The organism is Photobacterium sp. DNB23_23_1, assembly GCF_052873815.1.
The window spans coordinates 23,292-41,077 of record NZ_JBNNXT010000033.1; the positions used below are offsets into that span (position 1 = coordinate 23,292).

Sequence of the window (17,786 nt, forward strand, 5' to 3'; positions counted from 1 at the left end):
GTCTATTGTATACCAAGTCTTGAGATAAGTTATGTTCCCACTATAGATGGTTCGGATATCTGACTGTTCATGAGTAGCCTAACTTTAAACCGTCCGATATTGTAGCTTTTGTCACGTATCATCATTACAAGTGAGCGACTTCCTGTCACCGTATTTACTACCTGAAATGGTGTCCGGGAGTTAGACCATCACAGTTTATGGTCATAACCTTTTATCGGAAAAAGAAAAGAATAAACCGGCAATCAAAATAAAACTCCCAAGGATCGCCGTTTGCCAAGTACTTGGAATCCCAACCAGTATTAAGACATTACTTACTAATGTAATTAGGATAACACCTAAAATTGTCCCGCCAACAGTACCTGAGCCTCCAGTTATCCTTGCTCCACCTAGAACAACGGCCGCTATAACTGCTAACTCAGTGCCAGCTAGGTCAAATGGGTTTGCTAATCTATTGGAGGATACATGCAAGATACCCGCAATACCTGCTAGGAAACCGGCATAGGCAAAAACAAAGAGCTGGACTTGAGCGACCTTAAAGCCAAGTCTTTCGGCAATATCGGGGTTGCCCCCAACAGCATAGATTGCGCGTCCTATTAAAGTCCGGTTGAGGATATACCAAGTAAGTAAGGTTGCCGCTAGTAGTACAAGTACATAGGCTGGTAATTTGACTTCAAAACCAGCATCGTTAGTCATAGTTATCAGTGTTATCTGGCCGAACTGCTCCATTGACGAAGGGATATTCATGAACAATGCCGTTCCGATAAAAGTCAATAAAAAACCTCTAAACGCATATTGAGTACCTATGGTAATTATCAGTGAAGGAGCTTTTAATGTATTTACGAGTAAGCCATTAATCATACCTAACAGTGTCCCGCCCAAAGCTCCCATAGCCAGAATCGGTACGATACTGAGTCCCGGTATGTAATGGGTAACAAACATAGTGACGGAGTACATAACTAGGGCGGCAACAGAGGTGAAAGAAACCTCTAGCCCTCCTGAGGCAAGAACTACAAGTACGCCCAGCGCAAATAGCCCGCGAATTGCCGATGCTCTAAGAATGTCAAATACATTCGCCATTTGCCAAAATGAGGGTGATATCGCGCCGACAACAATACAAACAATCACAATGAGTAGTATAGGGAATACTATTGGGTGGTAAATTAACCAGTTCTTAATTTTCTGATAGACATTGGTATTGTTTATTAAATCAAGGGATTTGGTGCTCATGTCAGTCATAGCGGAACTCCTTTTGTCGCTTTCTTTCCACTGGACATTTGTGCATACAACTGCCTCTCTGTTAGTTCCTCAACGGGGAGGATGGCTTTGATTTTTCCTCCAGACATAACAGCGATACGATCACAGTTTTGTAGTAACTCTGGTAAGTCATCACTGATGATGATAACGCCCATCCCAGATTCTGCTTGATTTTGGATTATTTGGTATATGGTGTCTTTGGAACCAACGTCGACGCCTACTGTGGGGCCGTGTAAAATCAGTAGTCGAGGCTCTGTAGCAAGCCAGCGTCCAATTAATACTTTCTGTTGGTTACCACCACTCAAGGATTTAACCGGTGCCAAAATATCACTCGCCACAACAGTTAAGTTTTTTATCATGGCTTGGGTGTGATCTGTTGCTCGTGTCTTATCAATCAGCCCTAACTTTCCTCTCAATTTACTTAGAATACCCATAATGGCGTTGTCTAATATTGATTTATCGAGGAAAAGGCCTTCATTTAAACGGTCTTCCGGTACGTAACCAATACCGGCTTGGACGGCATCATCCACTTGCTGAAAGGCCATCGATTTGCCATTGATGAGAATGTCCCCCTTTACGGCGGGTTCGACTCCAGCAAGGGCCTTGGGTAACTCATTTCGACCAGAATCTAACAGGCCGGTAATTCCTAATATTTCGCCTTTATTAAGGGAAAAGCTGATATCGCTGAAAGCTCCAGGTTTTTCAAGCTGTTTTACTTCAAGTAAGGTATCACCTGTATGCTGCGGTAATCGGTATCGGCCTTGCGTAATTTCCCTACCTGTCATCAGGTATCCTATTCGCTCTTTACTCAGATCCGAAATATCACATTGGCAAACAAGTTCCCCATCTCTCATAACAAGGCCAATCCCCCCGATTTCCTTACATTCGTCAAGTTTATGAGTCACAAAAAGGACGGCAACACTTTGCGTTTGGAGTTTTCGTACTACGGTTATTAGGTTATCAACTTCATTTTTTGTGAGAGCTGTTGTTGGTTCGTCCATTATGACCAACCCCGCACTACCGGCAATTGCCCTAGCAATGGCAACTAACTGTCTTGTTGCAATTGGCAAGCGGTCGACTTGGGTGCCTAAAAAGCTTGGGGTAGTAGGGAGCCCTACAATTTGCAAAGCGGTTTTTGCTGTATTAATTAAGGTTTGGCGATCCAGTTTGCGATATAGGCTTCCTTGTGACTTCACTAGCTGTTGGCTTAGGCCTATATTTTCTGCCACACTTAAGTTTGGTAGTAATGACAAGTCTTGATAAACCGTTTCTATACCCGCAGATAAGGCTTTGATTGAGTTGAAATCCGTTTGTGTTTCACCCATTACCATTAATTGGCCGGACGAAGCCGGGTGTGCCCCTGCAATAATTTTTATTAGAGTACTTTTTCCACAGCCATTTTCACCAAGAAGATGGTATATCTGTCCTCGCTCTATCTTCAGGCTGACTCCTCGAAGTGCATGGACACCACCGAATCGCTTGTGAATGTCATGTAAATCAATAAACGAATGGGGAGAGTCGTGTCTGTGCTCTGTCAGGTTTTCTTCCAAAGATATCGACACCATAATCAAAAGCTCCTTCTGAGATTACAGTAGCTGAAAATAGGGGAGTCTGGGCTCACTATCGAACCCAGACAATAGGTTTAGAATGGGTAATTTTTATAATTTGAAGCGTCTACATCTACCCAGGCCTGCCCATGAACGATGATGCCTTTACCAGCTCCTTTTGTGACTTTTATGTTGTTGTAGCCAGGGACGCCAAGATCCATACCGTCCTTAATTTCTTCACCATTCAACGTCATGTTAGTCAGGATATTCATCACTTTCCCAGCATCTTTGGGATCCCAAAAAGATATATATTGTACTGCGCCGCTTTCTAGGTATGGGCCTGTATCCTGAGGGAGCCCAAGGCCGACGACACACACTTTTCCAACCAAGCCTGCTTCTTCAACAGCACGTCCGATACCTATCACATCAATCGCCGAGCCTCCTTGAAACCCCTTGATTTCAGGATAAGATCTTAGGATCTCTTTAGCGAGTTCATAGGCACGGTTTGCATCGTTAAAACTTTCATTTTTAGGTGAGACTAGTTTCATTTTCGGAAACTGTTCAGCATATTGAGCGCCACCGTCTGCCCATTGAACATGGGTAAGACTACCTAATGAGCCTACAAATGATGTCCATTGGCCTTCATGGCTCATGCAGTCACTAAGCTTTTCATTGAAATTGGCACCAAACTCATAATTATCGAAGGCTTCCATATCAACCATCGTATTTTGAATATTGTCTGCTTCATGGGTTGTGATAACTATTCCCCGCTGCATTGCGCGGCGGAACACCCCTTCAAGAGCAGAGGGATCCATAGGGACTACGGTAATAGCATCGACACCTTGTGCAATTAAATCTTGAATTATTGCCACTTGTTGGGCAGCATCAGCTTTAGCTGGGCCAACTTGCCGTGCTTTGACCCCATCGGTTTCTTTGCCAAACGCAACCACACCTTGGCCCATACGGGTAAACCAGTTCTCTCCGGTTACCTTGACCACTGTGACAATTTCTTTTTCTGCTGAAAGGGCGGGTAAGCTCAATGTTGCAGCAATAAGCAGAGAGAGACTATGGAGTAAAAAATTAGATTTAGACATTTTGTTATTCCTCATTTTATTAACCCTTTTACTGTCTGTTTTACGCTATTAATTAGAGACAGTTTATTGGGTTTATTTAATTTAATTTGGGTGTAAGAGAAGAGCGTAACTTTAGATAATTAATGATGTTCGTTTTGCTCGCGAGTAAGAATATAAGAAGCAATACTCCCCATGCACAATCACGGAAGAAGTTTGAAATAGCCATAAAGTTAAATAAGCTAGACATTAATTGCAACGCAATAGCAGACATCAAAACACAGATGACCCTACCATAGCCTCCTTCTGGTTTTACGCCTGCCATAACGGCAATCAGGATAGCAACCATAACGTAACTTGAACCATAATCCCATTTTACACTCGATGTTCTTGCTGCAATGATAATTCCTGAGACAGAGGCGAGAAGGCCAGCTAGAGTATAAGTTATGAAGTACATACGTTGCACTTTAATTCCAGAGAACTTCGCTGCTTTGTCATTGCTTCCTAATAAAAAAAGACGGATTCCGTAGGATGAATATCTTAATATTAGCGCCAATACAGCAGCAATAAATAAAAATAGTGAAAAACTAATGGGTATGCCTAAAATTGCTGAATTTGCAAATTCATCAAGGGGTTCAATAAAACCAAGTCGAAGTGCTGAGCCTCCTGTTAACCCAACGGCAACACCTGTAAATAACATTTGGGTGCCAAGCGTTGCTATGATTGGTGTAAGGCCGGCATAACCAACAAGTAAGCCATTTATCATACCGCCAGCCAGACCCGTCAATAAGCAAAAAACAGCAAAGACCCCGCAATATAACAGGGGAGACTCTGCAGCCAATGCAAATGATGGTGTGAATAAATAAGCAATAACTCCCGATAAGTTGGCTAAAGCAATACCAGATAGGTCAATACCACCTCTTCCAGCTGACATCGCTAGCATAACACCAAAGGCTAACAATCCAAGCTCTGACAATTGTATAGCCATTGATTGAAGGTTATAAATACCAACAAATTTCGGCCCAACCAGAAACAAAGAGGAAACAACCACTAGGGCATTTACAAATAGTAGAAAACCGAGTTGACCGTCAAAGAACTTAGAAGACATATCACCTCCATAATGTATGATAACGTTCACAAACAGAAAATTAGGTATTATATTGATCTAGCCAAAAGTATGGCTATTCTAATTGATTCATCGTACTGGTAACGAAAGCCTCTATGATCAAGTAGCAAGATGTTGCTCCCGCATCTAAGACACCCCGAGAACGTTCTCCTAATCTCGATGCCCGCCCAAATTTAGCCTGCATTTCTTTAGTTGACTGCCATCCATAATTCGCACCATTAAGGAATGAAGATAAAGTCTCTCTCTCTGTCCTATTATCAGCAATTGCTGCAGACATTTTATCCAGTGCATTAGCGAGGGTGTCTATTAATGTTTTATCACCTTTCCTAGCTTCACTTATTTCCATTAACTCTTCAGCAGCAAAGTTGAATGCATTATAAATGTCAACAACTTCTACTTTGTCTCTATCTAGCATTTCACATAGAGCGAAGAATATAGTTCCATAGATAGGGCCCATGGAACCTCCAATATCATTGAATAACGTTGAAGCAACGATCTCACTTGATTCTGCAAAGCTTGGAGGTGGGGTAGTCTTTTTTATTGATTCTTTGGCAATAGAAAAACCCTTGGCCATGTTTATGCCATGGTCACCATCAGCAATAAGGCCATCAAGATCACTGAGATATTGTTTAGATTCAATAATTTTATCTGCAATATAAATGATATTATTACAGTCGAGATTTATCATAATAGGGCTCCTGATTGATTTAGCCCAACTGACTTGCAAGGTACTTGAATGAGTTCTTTAAGTTCATCATCCAGTTTCATCATGGTGAGTGTTACTCCCATCATGTCTAGAGATGTGAACAAATTACCAATGAAGTTCTGTTCAATATTTATTTTGTGTTCGTTAAGCATGGTTGATAACGAATCATAAATAATGTAAAGCTCATTAATCGGGGTAGCACCAAGACCCGAAAGCAGTACGACGATATCGTCACTAGAGCTAAATAGCTCATCATTCAAAATGGTATCAAGCATTTTTCGAGTCGCAACGTCTGCAGTACTGATAGCCTCTACTGAAACACCAGGTTCACCATGATGGCCAATACCGATCTCCATTTTACCTGGCTCGATAGTAAAGTTAGGGTGCCCGACATCGGGAATAGTACAAGAGGTAAGACCAATTCCAATAGACAGGGTATTATCAATCGCTTTTTGAGCAACATGAATAACCTGATCAAGATCATAACCTTTTGATGCCGCGGCACCTGCGACTTTCCACATTAGAATTTCACCGGCAACACCACGTCGTTTTTCTTTTTCTTCTTTTGGGGCACTTGCCACATCATCATTGGCAACAACGGTTTTAACTTCAACCCCTTCACGTCGAAGCATTTTTATTGCCATTTTGACATTCATATTATCACCAGCATAATTACCGTATAGGCAGGCAACACCCGCACCACCATTTGCTGTCCGCATCGCATCAGCAAAGTGTTTCGCTGATGGAGAAGAGAAGATTTCCCCTATAGCGACGGCATCAACGAGATTTTTTCCGACATAACCAACAAATGCAGGTTCATGTCCAGATCCGCCCCCTGTTACGATACCCACTTTTCCCATTACTGGGGCATCATTACATTTTACAACTCTTGGGTTGTCTGTCGTTGATATTAAATCTTTATTCGCTTTAACAAATCCGCGAATTGAATCTTCTACTACCTGTTCGGGACGATTGACAAAACGTTGCATAGTACACTCCAAAATCCTAGATGCGAAAAACCACATGAAGTAAGAGAAGTGACCGTTCATAAGAACGAGAATGATTATATGATCTGCAATATGCTGGGTTTTGTGCTGGTTGTTGAGAGCATAAACCGAAAAAGATCAATTTTACATGGTCTCAAAAATCTAATAGGTAGATGATAAATAGCACAATCAAAACAACATTATGGCAAATACATTAAGTCAACACTTCTGGTACGCAACTGATAGCGTACTCCTGTGTTTCATATGCTCAATGAGTGTTTATTTGTTTGGTGGAGCTGATCACAAAATATACAGTTTATTGGTTGTTATCTGTGACTTAATGCATTGAAGAGAGCTTTATTGACTGTATCTATACGTTCATAAAAGGTGCAGATCAAAAGCCCAACGTTTGCGTTGGGCCTTGTCTAAAGCAGCTGAAGCTTTACGATTATGACACTTTCAATTCTCGGGTTTTCCATAGTGATCCAATAATTGCCGTGCTGATGGTCAATACAATCACACCCAGAGAGACGGGAGTTGGGATCGCATAGCTGGTTTCCATCAGTAGCATCTTGATACCGATAAAGCTCAAGATGAAAGCCAGTGCCGGACGTAGGTAGCAGAAACGGGTCAGCATACCTTCTAGTACAAAGTACAATGAACGTAATCCAAGCAAGGCGAATACGTTAGCTGTCATGACCAAAAAAGGCTCTTTTGTCACGGCAAAAATAGCAGGGATGGAATCGAGAGCAAACATCACATCGGTCAATGCGATCACCGCGATCACTATTAACAACGGAGTCGCAATCCAACCTTTGTTGTCTTTGACGAAGAACTTGTGATCCCTGTATTCATCAGAGACCCGAAAACATTTCTTCACCATGCGTACGGGTAGCGATTGGGAGAAGTCTTCTTGTTCTTCTTCATCTTCGCGCCACAATTTGTAACCGGTATACAGCAAGAAGGCCGCAAATACATACAAGATCCAGTGGAACTGGGTAAGTAGTTCTGCACCAACAGCAATCATGATCGCACGAAGGATCAATGCACCGACAACACCTAGCATCAGCACCCTAGGGCGAATCGCTTCAGGTACGACAAATTGGCTGAAAATCAACGCGAAGACAAATAAGTTGTCGACACTTAAAGACTTTTCAAGCAAATAGCCGGTTAAGAAAGCCGTCGCTGCTTCACTGTTGGTATAGCTGCTTTCTGGTGCCATCAAAGGCCAGTACAGGTAGATAACCACATTAAAGGCTAGAGCCAATATCACCCAAAATACACTCCATACAGCGGCTTTTTTAATGGTGACTTTACAACCACGGGTTTGATACAGGTCCAGCGCCAACATTAAGATGGTTAGAACAGCGAACCCTTCATAGCTTAAAAGGCTCATAGTTTACTCCTTTCACGATCGAGTGCGCGAAAGGGGTGGGATATGACCAGACCTTTCGCGCATTAATGTCATGGACTATCTCTTTGCCAATTGGCAAATAAAGATAATCCTGCACGGTTGTGCATGATTAATGGCGTTGGTCTCGTCAGAATGGTGTAGGGCTGGTGCTACAAATCCACCCTCGGCTGCCGGAAGTACAAGACTTCGAGATGACGACAGACGAACAATTGGTGACTACTCCCCAAAGCAGGCGCATTCTAAAAGCAAATTTCACAATGCGCTAGTGATAATTTACACCAAATACATAAATAATTAATTTATTATGATGAAATGCATCAAGGTGATATACATCAGGGTGCTATGCGTCAAGTGATTTGATCTAACTTGGATATTTACCTTCTTTGTCATAAATCTGTCACAGACGAGCGCTAATTTCGTGGCAAAAAAATGCGATTAGTTCATACTTAACCATGACTGAATATCGTATTTTTTTGTCATGTTAAAAAAGAATTTGATTAGGTTACCACGTTTTAATCCTGTCATATTGATATTCTATATAGGTCTATACCTTTGTTATATTATTGTTCTATTTTTGTGTTTTTTTGATCGAGGCAAAGTATCATGGAAAGGAAAGTGTTGATTAGAAATATTTCTTATATGGAACGCGAGCTGTCGGAAATGAGAAAAGAACTGGCACAGCTTGATGCTCAAACAGAGCAACAACAAGGGCTGGAAACACAAGAGGGCATGACTGTCCGTCAAGTTTATTTCCAGCTCTAATACCCATTACCAATCAGATAATTAATTGATAAATAAGTTATTGGATTGGTTGAAAACAAAGAAAGCGTGACAGCATTATCGTCACGCTCAGTGCTTCAAAACCTTAGTGAACGTTTTTATTCTTGCTGATAATGAGCGTAGTTCAGATTTAGCGTCAAACTTATCAGAACACGTTATCAATACATCCTCGTGACTTATCGCCACTTTACCGAAGTCTATATCAACCATTTCAACCATTGCATTCTCTACATTAGGAGAGTTACGGGTAGTTACTCACGGCCGCATTGGTAGATTTATTATGACCAACGACAGGGGCGAACTTGTAGGGATGAAGCTGATGTACTTACTTCTTGGTGATATATCGACGCGGCGTCTTAACCGACAAGACATATCTATGTCTTGAGTTAGGCATGAGTTTTAAAGTGTTACAGGGTAGCGCTTTTGTTGAGCTTGCGATATCAGATGTAAAAAAAGCTGCATCAAAGTGGATGATTCGGCTCAAGGGATTACTGAAGGCCTAAATGCAGGTACGCGTACGAAAGCGCTCGAAGCTTTTGCTCAATCTGGTGCACAATGACTAAATTGACATCTATTGCGCGCCGTTTAACGGCAGGCGAGCGCTTATAAACTCAGCAATTAGACATTATGATTTCACGATAAAAGGTTCTCTAATGAATAACTGCCTAAGATGTTTGAAAGAGATTGAGAAAACCTAGGCAAGTTGCCCTTTTGGTGCAGTCATTCATCAAAAGGGCTTTTTTTGTGCAACTGCTTCTTATTGTCTCACCATGTTGGTGCGTCGTGGTTGTGACTTCATTTTCTACTCAATTTTAGCGCGAACTATCAATGGGTTAATAATTATCCATTATGGCGTAAATATTGCTCTGTTCTCTGTATTACATACTGTGCGCTAGGGGAAAGGATGAAAAAGGAAGCAATTACCGTTATTTTGGCTGGTGGAGTAGGCTCAAGATTGTCACCATTAACTGACCACAGAGCTAAACCCGCTGTACCTTTTGGTGGTAAATATCGGATTATTGATTTTACACTCACCAATTGCTTACATTCTGGACTACGTCGAGTGTTGGTGCTAACTCAATATAAGTCACACTCACTTCAAAAGCACCTGAGAGACGGTTGGTCTATTTTTAATCCTGAACTTGGTGAGTACATTACTGCGGTACCTCCACAAATGCGCACTGGTGCTAGCTGGTATCAGGGCACGGCAGATGCTATCTACCAGAACCTCTACTTACTCACCCGAAGTGAAGCAAAATATGTCGTTGTACTTTCCGGCGATCATATTTATCGTATGGATTATGAGCCAATGCTCAAGCAACATGTTGAAAATGAAGCTGATTTAACCGTTGCCTGTATGGAAGTACCAAAACCAGAAGCTCATGCCTTCGGTGTAATGTCCATTGATGAGTACCAACGTATCTACTCTTTCACAGAGAAGCCAGAAGATCCCCAGCCATTGCCAACTAATCCTGATGCCTGCTTAGCCTCGATGGGGATATACATATTCTCGATGAAGGCATTGGAAGAAGCTTTAGAAAAAGATGCAATTTGCCCATCAAGTAGCCATGATTTCGGTAACGATATTATCCCCGGCCTGATCGATGGTGAGCGTGTTTATGCTTATCAATTTGGTGGTTCAGAGGGTAGGGTAAGTCAAGATGCTTACTGGCGAGACGTCGGTACTCTTGATTCGTTCTATCAAGCCAACATGGATTTGTTGTCATATTGTCCACCCATGGATCTTTACCAGAAGGAGTGGCCAATAAGGACTTATGAACAACAGTTGCCGCCGGCAAGAACGGTCTCTTCATCTGCGGGTAATGAAGGGATCTTCATTAACTCTATTATTTCAAATGGGGTAGCCATCAAGGGAGGTTCGGCACAGAACTCGGTGTTGTTTCCTAAAGTGAAAATCGAGAATGCCGCCGTGGTAATTAATAGCATTGTTTTCGAAGGCGTCGTGGTTGGTGAAGGGGCTCATGTAGAGAACTGTATTATCGATAAAGATGTTGTTATACCTGCAGGGACTGAAATTGGAGTGAACCCCAAACATGATGCAGAGCGGTTTGTCATTTCACCAAATGGAGTCGTTGTTATCTCATCTGATTATCAATTTTAAGAATAACATTCTTTAACCAAATGGAAGGCTGACAAATATTGTCGGCCTTTTTGTTTGCTAATGTTGCAATTTTGTTTAATTAATCATTTGCATAAATAAAGACATTTATCAATTGAGCTCAGTTGAATTAATTGATTTTTCAAGATGGTGATCACTATGTTCTCAAGGTTTTATTGATGTTAATCAATTGTTCCATGCGTATTTCCACTTTGATTTTTTGCTTCTAAAAAGCAGATCAACACCATATTTTCATAAATTAGACATAGCTCAAGCTTAAGTTAGTCGTATAGTAGTTATTAGCTAACAGTATATTTAGCCAGCTGCACATGAGTTATTAACAACAATGGTTATGTTTCTGAAAGGATGGTTATGGAAACATCAGTTGAATTCTCAAATCTAGACAATGTTGTTTTTGATTACACGACATTTTTATCAGCATCATGCAAACAAAGAGTAACACTTGTCGATGCGTTAAAAGCGCTGATTCCTGCATTTGAAATTACATGGACTTCTTCAATGCCACACGGAATGACAGACTCAGAGAAGTTGCAGTTGCAAGCACTAAAAGTGCTGTCAACCAATATTAGTGATACGAACAACCTGATTCGTTTGTTACGACTTGCCCGCGCAGAGCATATTGACGAGCTTATAATCAAGCTGCCTTATGCGCTAGAAGAGCTTCAACTGATTGAGATTGAGAGTAAAGCCGCGTGTAAGGTGATTAAGTTAGATGATGAAGGGGAAGTGCTTAGAGCGCATATGCTCTGAATGCTTATTTGTTCAGGTAAATTAAAAGCCAGCGTTTAGTACGCTGGCTTTTTCATATCTAAATCATACCTTTCCACAACATGCCAACGGCTAAGCAAGCCGCCATAGTCAGTATGCTGGCGGCTGTCATTTCCTTGCCAACAAATGGTCGTGTTTGCTGTTCGCGTTTGGCTTTAATGTAAAAATATAAGCCAGGTAGGTACAGCAGAGCTGATAGCAGTAAATAGCCAAGGCCAGAGGCATAAAGTAGCCATAATCCGTACAGGCTGGCGCAAAGGCCGACAACAAACAATGAGCCACGGTCTTTGCGCTCAATGGCCAGTTTTAGTGTATAGGCACCAACCAAAAAGTAAGGCACTAAGATCATCTCTGAGGCAATCGCAAGCAGGGTGTCATAGGTACTGCCGGCGAACATCACAAAGATAAGGCTGACCTGGATACAGCAGTTGGTTAACAACAAGGAGTTCACTGGGCTGCCAGCTTGGTTCTGCTTGGAAAAACAAATCGGGAACATTTTGTCTTTAGCACCTAAATACGGCGCTTCAGAGGCTAGTACTGTCCAGCTGAGGAAGGCGCCACAGACGGAGACCAGCAGGCCGCCACCGATGATGTATTTACCCCAAGGCCCAAGGATTTCAGTCAGTACCTTTGCCATTGAAGGGTTCTGGTAGGTTGCCAGTTGCTCGGTGCTAATCACCCCCATCGAAAGCAATGTAACAAAAACGTAGATGGTAAGGGCGGTGAGTAGGCCAAGAATCGTTGCGCGGCCGATATCCTTGCGGTTCTTTGCACGGTTTGACACCACAACTGCACCTTCAATACCGATAAATACCCATACTGTAATCAACATGGTGCCCTTTACTTGGGATAGCAGATCATGTTGCTCACCAAAGTGGAGCCCTGTGAAGTCGAATACAAACGTATCCCACTGAAAGGCGACAAACGCAGAGAAGATAAACAGGAACAAAGGGATCAACTTGGCACAGGTTGTCACCATATTGATCATGGCTGCGGTTTGGACACCGCGTAATACTAGTGCATGTACCAGCCACAGTAATACAGAAGAACCGATGACTGAAAGCCAAGTGTTCCCAGCACCAAACAGTATCATATCGGGGGTATCGAACAGCATACCTAACGTGCTGAATACGATTACTAGGTATGAGACATTAGCCAGCATTGCACTTAGCCAGTAACCCCATGCCGAGCAGAAGCCGACGAAATCGCCAAAGCCAGCTTGAGCGTAACCAAAGACACCGCTTTCGATTTCAGGCTTTAGCCGCGAGAGGTGTTGGAAAGCCAGGGCGAGGAAAATCATTCCTATACCTGTGATTGTCCAACCGATTATTACGGCTGCGGGACTGGCAACAGCTGCCATATTTTGAGGAAGGCTGAAGACACCCGCACCTATCATTGAGCCGATGACCAAAGCGGTTAGCGATCCTAATCCCAGTTTCTTTTGCATTTATACATCCGGTTATAACGACTGAATATTTATAATTTTCAGGCGTATTATGATGGTTTTTTCTTGATTTGCACGGCCGAATTGATGCAAGTCACGCAATTTATAGTTAATTACACCATTCATTGTACTGGATCAAAAAAGCCATCCGCATTGATGATGGCTTTGTAAGTATAGGAAAGAATTATGTCTTGGTTCCTGAGCGTAACTCTGCAATTCGACAGGGTATTCAGTGGTATGTGATCTGCGATTTGTCGTCTCGGTTGATAACAAATGCATAGCTAGCACCTGCATCTGATGCTTCACGGATGGCGTAACTGGCAAAATGTTGAATATCACCCGTTGCAATGACGGCACTGCAGTTACCACTGCGAAGTGCTTTTTCCATCAGTTCCTGATCAGTCTTGCTTTTTTTATTGGCCAATACGAGGACCTTGTTTAAATTGATACCGGCACTTTTCATTAAATTTTTGTCAATTAGCGAATTCTGACCGATAAACATGATCCAGCGATTCTGCTGGCTAGCTTGTTTGAGGATACGTAAAAAGTAAGCCAACTGTGCTTGGCTTTCGTCATTGAACGAAACCTCAATTGGGCAATTAACGTTATGAGGAGAAGAAGAGCCCTCAGGCTGAGCGGCAAACGTCGCTTTGTAGACCTGAGAAGCAGAAACTGTGTTTTGGTGTTCAAAGTAAGCAGCCATAATCCTTCATCCTTAAACAGTGTTTATTTATACATGCTGTATGCTTATACAGTAGTTTTATTTGGATACTGTTGCAAGTGTTTTTTGCATTGAGTTGAACAGAATAGTGAATTGTTCGAATAAAAGTTTTATGATTTTGGGTTTAAGTGATTGTTTTTTATATAGATATAGTTGTCATTTAAATGATTAGGTGTTGATATGCAAATGAGTAGGCTTCAGTTTTTAGCACTAAAAAGGATTAGGACCAGTACTGTATACAGGCAAAAACCACTGTATAACACCTGTATATACAGCGGTGATGGCTGTCAGAATGACCAGGTGTGTTTATGTGTGTTGTCTCTTGGCGTATATATGCGCATGACGGGTTTGTATAATGTTCCGTCATCTATGTAATCATACGTGGAGTAGCTCAAAAAATGATGAGGCTAAAGGTAATACCAACCAAAAATACGATATTACGGTTAACTGATTACAAAAATTGATTGTACAAATATGCAAGAGCATTGAGTGCGGTGCTTTGAGTGTTTGCTGCTACCATTTTGTTCGTTACAAGGTGCGTTAAAAACTGTTCAACATCCTTTGAGTCTAGCATGGTAGGGTGTTGCTTGTTGTGAAACAGGATATAGGAACGTTTCCAGTAAATATAAGAGTCTACGGTCAATTTTTTGTAATGGCGAGAACATATGCTTTTTGATGGCGTTTAAAAAAGGTGAGTTAGTCATAATTTATACTCGTTGAAAATAAATACTGAAGATAAGTTGCGCAATGTGAAGAGAGAAATGGACAGTTATTATTTGCGACGTACCTATCACTTTCAATGAGAGTGTATGGGGGATATAAAGAAAATATGCAGTAAGTCAATTATCGAGAATGATGATGGGGATATGATGAATCTCTCTTCAATTGTTTGTTAGCTACTTTAATGATGCTACTTAACCCGTTGTTTTAAATTTGATATTATCTGTTTTACGTAATTAAATTAAGTGATATGAAGAATTGTAAAGATGAAATAGTATTAATATAAAGTTGTTAGGTGGTGGATTTAGTCTATGAGAAAATTATCTGGTTCAACATTTATTCAAAAGCAGTTACTTCCTTTGGTGTTTTTTCTATTTACACCGTTGTATTTAGTAATGGTTTTAATCACTGAAGCTTACCTGGAGTCATTATATTCTGTTTTAATCCCAATATTTGTTAGCGTCGTGGCTTTCTTTTTATTCAAGGTGAAAGTTTCAGATTTATCTGATGAAGTTTTAGATTATGGCGATTATCTGTTGTTTAGAAAAGGAAAAACAACTCAATTAATCCATTTTGACGAGATAATCAGTGTTTATAGTGAAAGAGGTTCACCAGAACGGATCATCATTAACCTTCGAACTGAAGGTAATATCGGGAAAAAATTAGTATTTACGCCTCCGTCAAGGTTGCATCAATATACAGAGAACCCTATAGCTGTTGAATTGATCGCCCGAGTGGAGAAATCAAGAGCCACCTAACAAACTGTGCAAGTTGACCCAATGCTTGGCACTTTTGCTTAGCAAAAGCTTATGCCAAGGTTTCGTGCAAGTTAGCTTGGTGTTAGGCAAGTGAGGAAAGTATGTACATATCAATTAAAGTAAGTCTGGTCTCAGGTCCGTATGCTTATGAAGACTGGAGTTGTGAAATTGAGTTATCGAAAAAGACATCATTGCGCGAATTGAATGAAATCATCCTTAATGCCGTTGGCTTTGATAATGACCACTTCTCTCAATTTTTCATTTCTCGTAGAGAATTTGGTTCAAGTCGAGAATCGTTCGATGACCGCACATACTCTCTCGATACTGAGTTATATGGTTTATTTCCACTGCCGAAAGGTAAAAAGCTATTTTACTGGTTCGACTTTGGCGATGATTGGATATTTCAGGTATCCAAATCTCGCAGCAAACCTAAGCCATTTGTAGATGGGACAGAGTATCCTAGAGTGGTAAAAGAAGCAGGTGTTAAGCCAGAGCAATATCCGGAGTCTGAGTGGTAAATTTGCCTAACAAACTGTGCAGGAGGGATTTACACTTGGCAGTTTTTGTATGGAGTTCAGTGCATTTGGTTGGTTTTATGGGGCGCACCTTACCTTTAAATCATCTCAGTGTTTAAGGCCAAACAAAAGCCCAGAAACATCATTGTTTCTGGGCTTTAATATCTCAGGCTGATTTAATTAAATTTAATAAGCAGTTAAATCATTTTTTCAACCGGTTTCCAACGAGCAACATCAGCAGGTAGCTTAATGCCTTGCGAAGCCAGCAGATTAATTCGAGCTAAATAAGCGGCGCCGTGCATCAGATGTTTTGCAACATCAGCAGCTTGGCGGTTTGTATAATCATCTAAATAGCTACCTTTCGCCCATGCATTGAATGCACCTAGTGCAGGACCCGCCCAAATTTGATAGTCCATTTCACGACCCGCTTCACCGGTGTTTGACCAACGGCTAGAAAGACCAAGATACCAGCGGAAAATCAATGCCATCTTACGTTTAGGATTGCCTTCGGCACGCGTAATTTGCTTCGGATCGCGCTCACTAAAGTGCGCAACGGTGCCAGCCCAGATGTCATCGAGTGTTGAGCGGAAAACTTGGGTTTCTAGCTTATGACGCTCATCGGCAGGGATCGCTTCAATTGAATCATAACGAGTGTAAATGTCATAAAGCTTATTGGCACGCATAGGGAAGAGCGTACCGCGTTTAACAACTTGTAATTTAACGCCCATTTCAAACATGTCGGCAGCGGGTGCCATAGTGACGTCGGCCATTTCAGTGGTCGAAAGCAGTTTACGAGTATGATCACTCGCGCCCGCTTCAATACATGCTTGGTTGACAGAGCCTGTGACAATATAAGCGGCGCCCATATTGAATGCAGCCAGCGCGGCATCGGGAGTGCCAACACCACCGCCAGTACCGACACGAAGCGGTGTTTTGTATTGGTGTTTAGCTTGAATTTCTTCTTTCAACGCTAAAATTGTAGGTAGCAAAGTGACCAGAGGGCGGTTATCGGTATGACCACCCGAATCCGCTTCAGCGGTAATATCGTCAGCCATTGGAACGAGTTGTGCTAGTTCCATTTGTTCTGGTGTAATTCGACCTTCGTCCACCAAACCTTGCAGCATTTTAGCAGGCGCAGGCTCCATGAACTTGCTTGCTACTTCGGTACGGCTGACTTTGGCGATAACTTTGTTAGCAATAACAATATCGCCTTTTTGATCGCGGCTTAAACCTGCAGCGCGGTATTGCACAATTTGTGGTGTTAAACCTAAGAAGGCTGATGCTTCTACAGTACGCACCTTATGCTTTAGGAATAGCTCGACACTACCGCGCTCAAGCGCTGGTTCGCTTGGGCTGTGGATCAAGTTAAACGCGTAAGGACCGTTAGGCAGTGCTGCTTGAATACGGTTAATCGCTTGCTCTACACGTGAAGGAATGAGCCCCGCAGCGCCAAATGAACAAAGAATACCAGCTTGGCCGAGAGCAATGACGAGTTCCTCAGAAGAAATACCGTTTGCCATTGCACCTGCGTAGTAAGCGTATTTCACGCCATGTACACGACAAAAATCACTGTCACCAAGGCGTTGTGTGCCAAGTGCTGGCGCAAATGCACTGACAGGGTGTGTACTGCTAGCGCTTGCGCTATCACCAGAGGTCAGTTCTGCCTCTTGGCTTACACCAAGCCCTTTTTCTGGGTGATTGATGACGTAGCAGCCGCGGCTCAGGTCTTTTAATACTTTAGCCATTGCTTCGGTATTGAATTGAGTGGCACTTTCTTCAACTTGCCATGGCCAAGGAGAAAGCTTTTCGTTATTTAGGGTTGTTTGCATTGTCATGT

Annotated in this window: 16 protein-coding genes; 5 read left to right on the forward strand and 11 right to left on the reverse strand. The window is 42.0% G+C overall.

The window, feature by feature from the left end:
• Nucleotides 1-201 precede the first annotated feature (201 nt).
• The 7 genes from ACVA53_RS18185 to ACVA53_RS18215 form a co-directional block, all read right to left on the reverse strand.
• Nucleotides 202-1,236, reverse strand: a complete 1,035-nt coding sequence (locus tag ACVA53_RS18185; RefSeq protein WP_446505863.1) for an ABC transporter permease — start codon at nt 1,234-1,236, stop codon at nt 202-204.
• Complete coding sequence (locus ACVA53_RS18190) at nt 1,233-2,819, reverse strand: sugar ABC transporter ATP-binding protein (RefSeq protein WP_446505864.1); 1,587 nt, start codon at nt 2,817-2,819, stop codon at nt 1,233-1,235. The genes ACVA53_RS18185 and ACVA53_RS18190 overlap by 4 nt, the downstream gene beginning before the upstream one ends.
• A 77-nt stretch (nt 2,820-2,896) precedes the next feature.
• A complete protein-coding gene (locus ACVA53_RS18195) occupies nt 2,897-3,895 on the reverse strand; it encodes a substrate-binding domain-containing protein (RefSeq protein WP_446505865.1) in 999 nt (332 codons plus the stop codon).
• 76 nt (nt 3,896-3,971) lie between these two features.
• Nucleotides 3,972-4,979 carry an ABC transporter permease gene (locus ACVA53_RS18200; protein WP_446505866.1) on the reverse strand — a complete coding sequence of 336 codons (1,008 nt, stop codon included), beginning with the start codon at nt 4,977-4,979 and terminating at the stop codon, nt 3,972-3,974.
• Between the two features lie 73 nt (nt 4,980-5,052).
• The gene (dhaL, locus tag ACVA53_RS18205; protein WP_446505867.1) at nt 5,053-5,685 is read right to left on the reverse strand and encodes a dihydroxyacetone kinase subunit DhaL; all 633 of its coding nucleotides are present in this window, start codon (nt 5,683-5,685) and stop codon (nt 5,053-5,055) included.
• The gene (locus ACVA53_RS18210; RefSeq protein WP_446505868.1) at nt 5,682-6,692 is read right to left on the reverse strand and encodes a dihydroxyacetone kinase subunit DhaK; all 1,011 of its coding nucleotides are present in this window, start codon (nt 6,690-6,692) and stop codon (nt 5,682-5,684) included. The genes dhaL and ACVA53_RS18210 overlap by 4 nt, the downstream gene beginning before the upstream one ends.
• 445 nt (nt 6,693-7,137) lie before the next feature.
• Nucleotides 7,138-8,085 carry a TerC family protein gene (locus tag ACVA53_RS18215; protein ID WP_446505869.1) on the reverse strand — a complete coding sequence of 316 codons (948 nt, stop codon included), beginning with the start codon at nt 8,083-8,085 and terminating at the stop codon, nt 7,138-7,140.
• Nucleotides 8,086-8,706: 621 nt separating this feature from the next.
• On the opposite strand from ACVA53_RS18215, the gene ACVA53_RS18220 reads away from it, so the two are divergent.
• The 3 genes from ACVA53_RS18220 to ACVA53_RS18230 all read left to right on the forward strand — a co-directional run bounded on the left by ACVA53_RS18220 (nt 8,707) and on the right by ACVA53_RS18230 (nt 11,773).
• Nucleotides 8,707-8,865 (forward strand): hypothetical protein, encoded by a 159-nt coding sequence (locus ACVA53_RS18220; protein WP_255045386.1) that lies wholly within the window; start codon nt 8,707-8,709, stop codon nt 8,863-8,865.
• A gap of 922 nt (nt 8,866-9,787) precedes the next feature.
• Nucleotides 9,788-11,005 carry a glucose-1-phosphate adenylyltransferase gene (gene glgC, locus ACVA53_RS18225; RefSeq protein WP_255045387.1) on the forward strand — a complete coding sequence of 406 codons (1,218 nt, stop codon included), beginning with the start codon at nt 9,788-9,790 and terminating at the stop codon, nt 11,003-11,005.
• Nucleotides 11,006-11,374: 369 nt separating this feature from the next.
• Complete coding sequence (locus ACVA53_RS18230; RefSeq protein WP_255045388.1) at nt 11,375-11,773, forward strand: hypothetical protein; 399 nt, start codon at nt 11,375-11,377, stop codon at nt 11,771-11,773.
• Nucleotides 11,774-11,831: 58 nt separating this feature from the next.
• Here the strand turns inward: ACVA53_RS18230 and ACVA53_RS18235 are convergent, their stop codons facing one another.
• From ACVA53_RS18235 to ACVA53_RS18245, 3 genes are all read right to left on the reverse strand, one after another.
• A complete protein-coding gene (locus ACVA53_RS18235; protein ID WP_255045389.1) occupies nt 11,832-13,238 on the reverse strand; it encodes a basic amino acid/polyamine antiporter in 1,407 nt (468 codons plus the stop codon).
• A gap of 226 nt (nt 13,239-13,464) precedes the next feature.
• Complete coding sequence (locus tag ACVA53_RS18240) at nt 13,465-13,938, reverse strand: cell division inhibitor SulA (RefSeq protein ID WP_255045390.1); 474 nt, start codon at nt 13,936-13,938, stop codon at nt 13,465-13,467.
• Between the two features lie 469 nt (nt 13,939-14,407).
• Nucleotides 14,408-14,623 (reverse strand): site-specific integrase, encoded by a 216-nt coding sequence (locus ACVA53_RS18245; protein ID WP_373689599.1) that lies wholly within the window; start codon nt 14,621-14,623, stop codon nt 14,408-14,410.
• A gap of 364 nt (nt 14,624-14,987) precedes the next feature.
• Here ACVA53_RS18245 and ACVA53_RS18250 point away from each other — a divergent pair, with 364 nt between their 5' ends.
• Nucleotides 14,988-15,434: a hypothetical protein gene (locus ACVA53_RS18250; protein ID WP_446505870.1), complete on the forward strand. Its 447-nt coding sequence runs from the start codon at nt 14,988-14,990 to the stop codon at nt 15,432-15,434.
• Between the two features lie 101 nt (nt 15,435-15,535).
• Entirely contained in the window at nt 15,536-15,952 is a 417-nt protein-coding gene (locus ACVA53_RS18255; RefSeq protein WP_255044069.1) for a plasmid pRiA4b ORF-3 family protein, read from the forward strand.
• A gap of 194 nt (nt 15,953-16,146) precedes the next feature.
• Here ACVA53_RS18255 and pfaD read toward each other — a convergent pair whose 3' ends face one another.
• The gene (gene pfaD / locus ACVA53_RS18260) at nt 16,147-17,784 is read right to left on the reverse strand and encodes an eicosapentaenoate synthase subunit PfaD (RefSeq protein ID WP_255044070.1); all 1,638 of its coding nucleotides are present in this window, start codon (nt 17,782-17,784) and stop codon (nt 16,147-16,149) included.
• Nucleotides 17,785-17,786: the final 2 nt, after the last annotated feature.

What these genes read in the sequence shown, in the direction of transcription:
- pfaD (WP_255044070.1), bottom strand. Translation starts at nt 17,784, where the DNA reads ATGACAATGCAAACAACCCTAAATAACGAAAAGCTTTCTCCTTGGCCA.
- ACVA53_RS18185 (WP_446505863.1), bottom strand. Translation starts at nt 1,236, where the DNA reads ATGACTGACATGAGCACCAAATCCCTTGATTTAATAAACAATACCAAT.
- ACVA53_RS18240 (WP_255045390.1), bottom strand. Translation starts at nt 13,938, where the DNA reads ATGGCTGCTTACTTTGAACACCAAAACACAGTTTCTGCTTCTCAGGTC.
- ACVA53_RS18235 (WP_255045389.1), bottom strand. Translation starts at nt 13,238, where the DNA reads ATGCAAAAGAAACTGGGATTAGGATCGCTAACCGCTTTGGTCATCGGC.
- ACVA53_RS18210 (WP_446505868.1), bottom strand. Translation starts at nt 6,692, where the DNA reads ATGCAACGTTTTGTCAATCGTCCCGAACAGGTAGTAGAAGATTCAATT.
- ACVA53_RS18230 (WP_255045388.1), top strand. Translation starts at nt 11,375, where the DNA reads ATGGAAACATCAGTTGAATTCTCAAATCTAGACAATGTTGTTTTTGAT.
- ACVA53_RS18255 (WP_255044069.1), top strand. Translation starts at nt 15,536, where the DNA reads ATGTACATATCAATTAAAGTAAGTCTGGTCTCAGGTCCGTATGCTTAT.
- glgC (WP_255045387.1), top strand. Translation starts at nt 9,788, where the DNA reads ATGAAAAAGGAAGCAATTACCGTTATTTTGGCTGGTGGAGTAGGCTCA.
- ACVA53_RS18220 (WP_255045386.1), top strand. Translation starts at nt 8,707, where the DNA reads ATGGAAAGGAAAGTGTTGATTAGAAATATTTCTTATATGGAACGCGAG.
- ACVA53_RS18250 (WP_446505870.1), top strand. Translation starts at nt 14,988, where the DNA reads ATGAGAAAATTATCTGGTTCAACATTTATTCAAAAGCAGTTACTTCCT.
- ACVA53_RS18200 (WP_446505866.1), bottom strand. Translation starts at nt 4,979, where the DNA reads ATGTCTTCTAAGTTCTTTGACGGTCAACTCGGTTTTCTACTATTTGTA.
- dhaL (WP_446505867.1), bottom strand. Translation starts at nt 5,685, where the DNA reads ATGATAAATCTCGACTGTAATAATATCATTTATATTGCAGATAAAATT.
- ACVA53_RS18215 (WP_446505869.1), bottom strand. Translation starts at nt 8,085, where the DNA reads ATGAGCCTTTTAAGCTATGAAGGGTTCGCTGTTCTAACCATCTTAATG.
- ACVA53_RS18190 (WP_446505864.1), bottom strand. Translation starts at nt 2,819, where the DNA reads ATGGTGTCGATATCTTTGGAAGAAAACCTGACAGAGCACAGACACGAC.
- ACVA53_RS18195 (WP_446505865.1), bottom strand. Translation starts at nt 3,895, where the DNA reads ATGTCTAAATCTAATTTTTTACTCCATAGTCTCTCTCTGCTTATTGCT.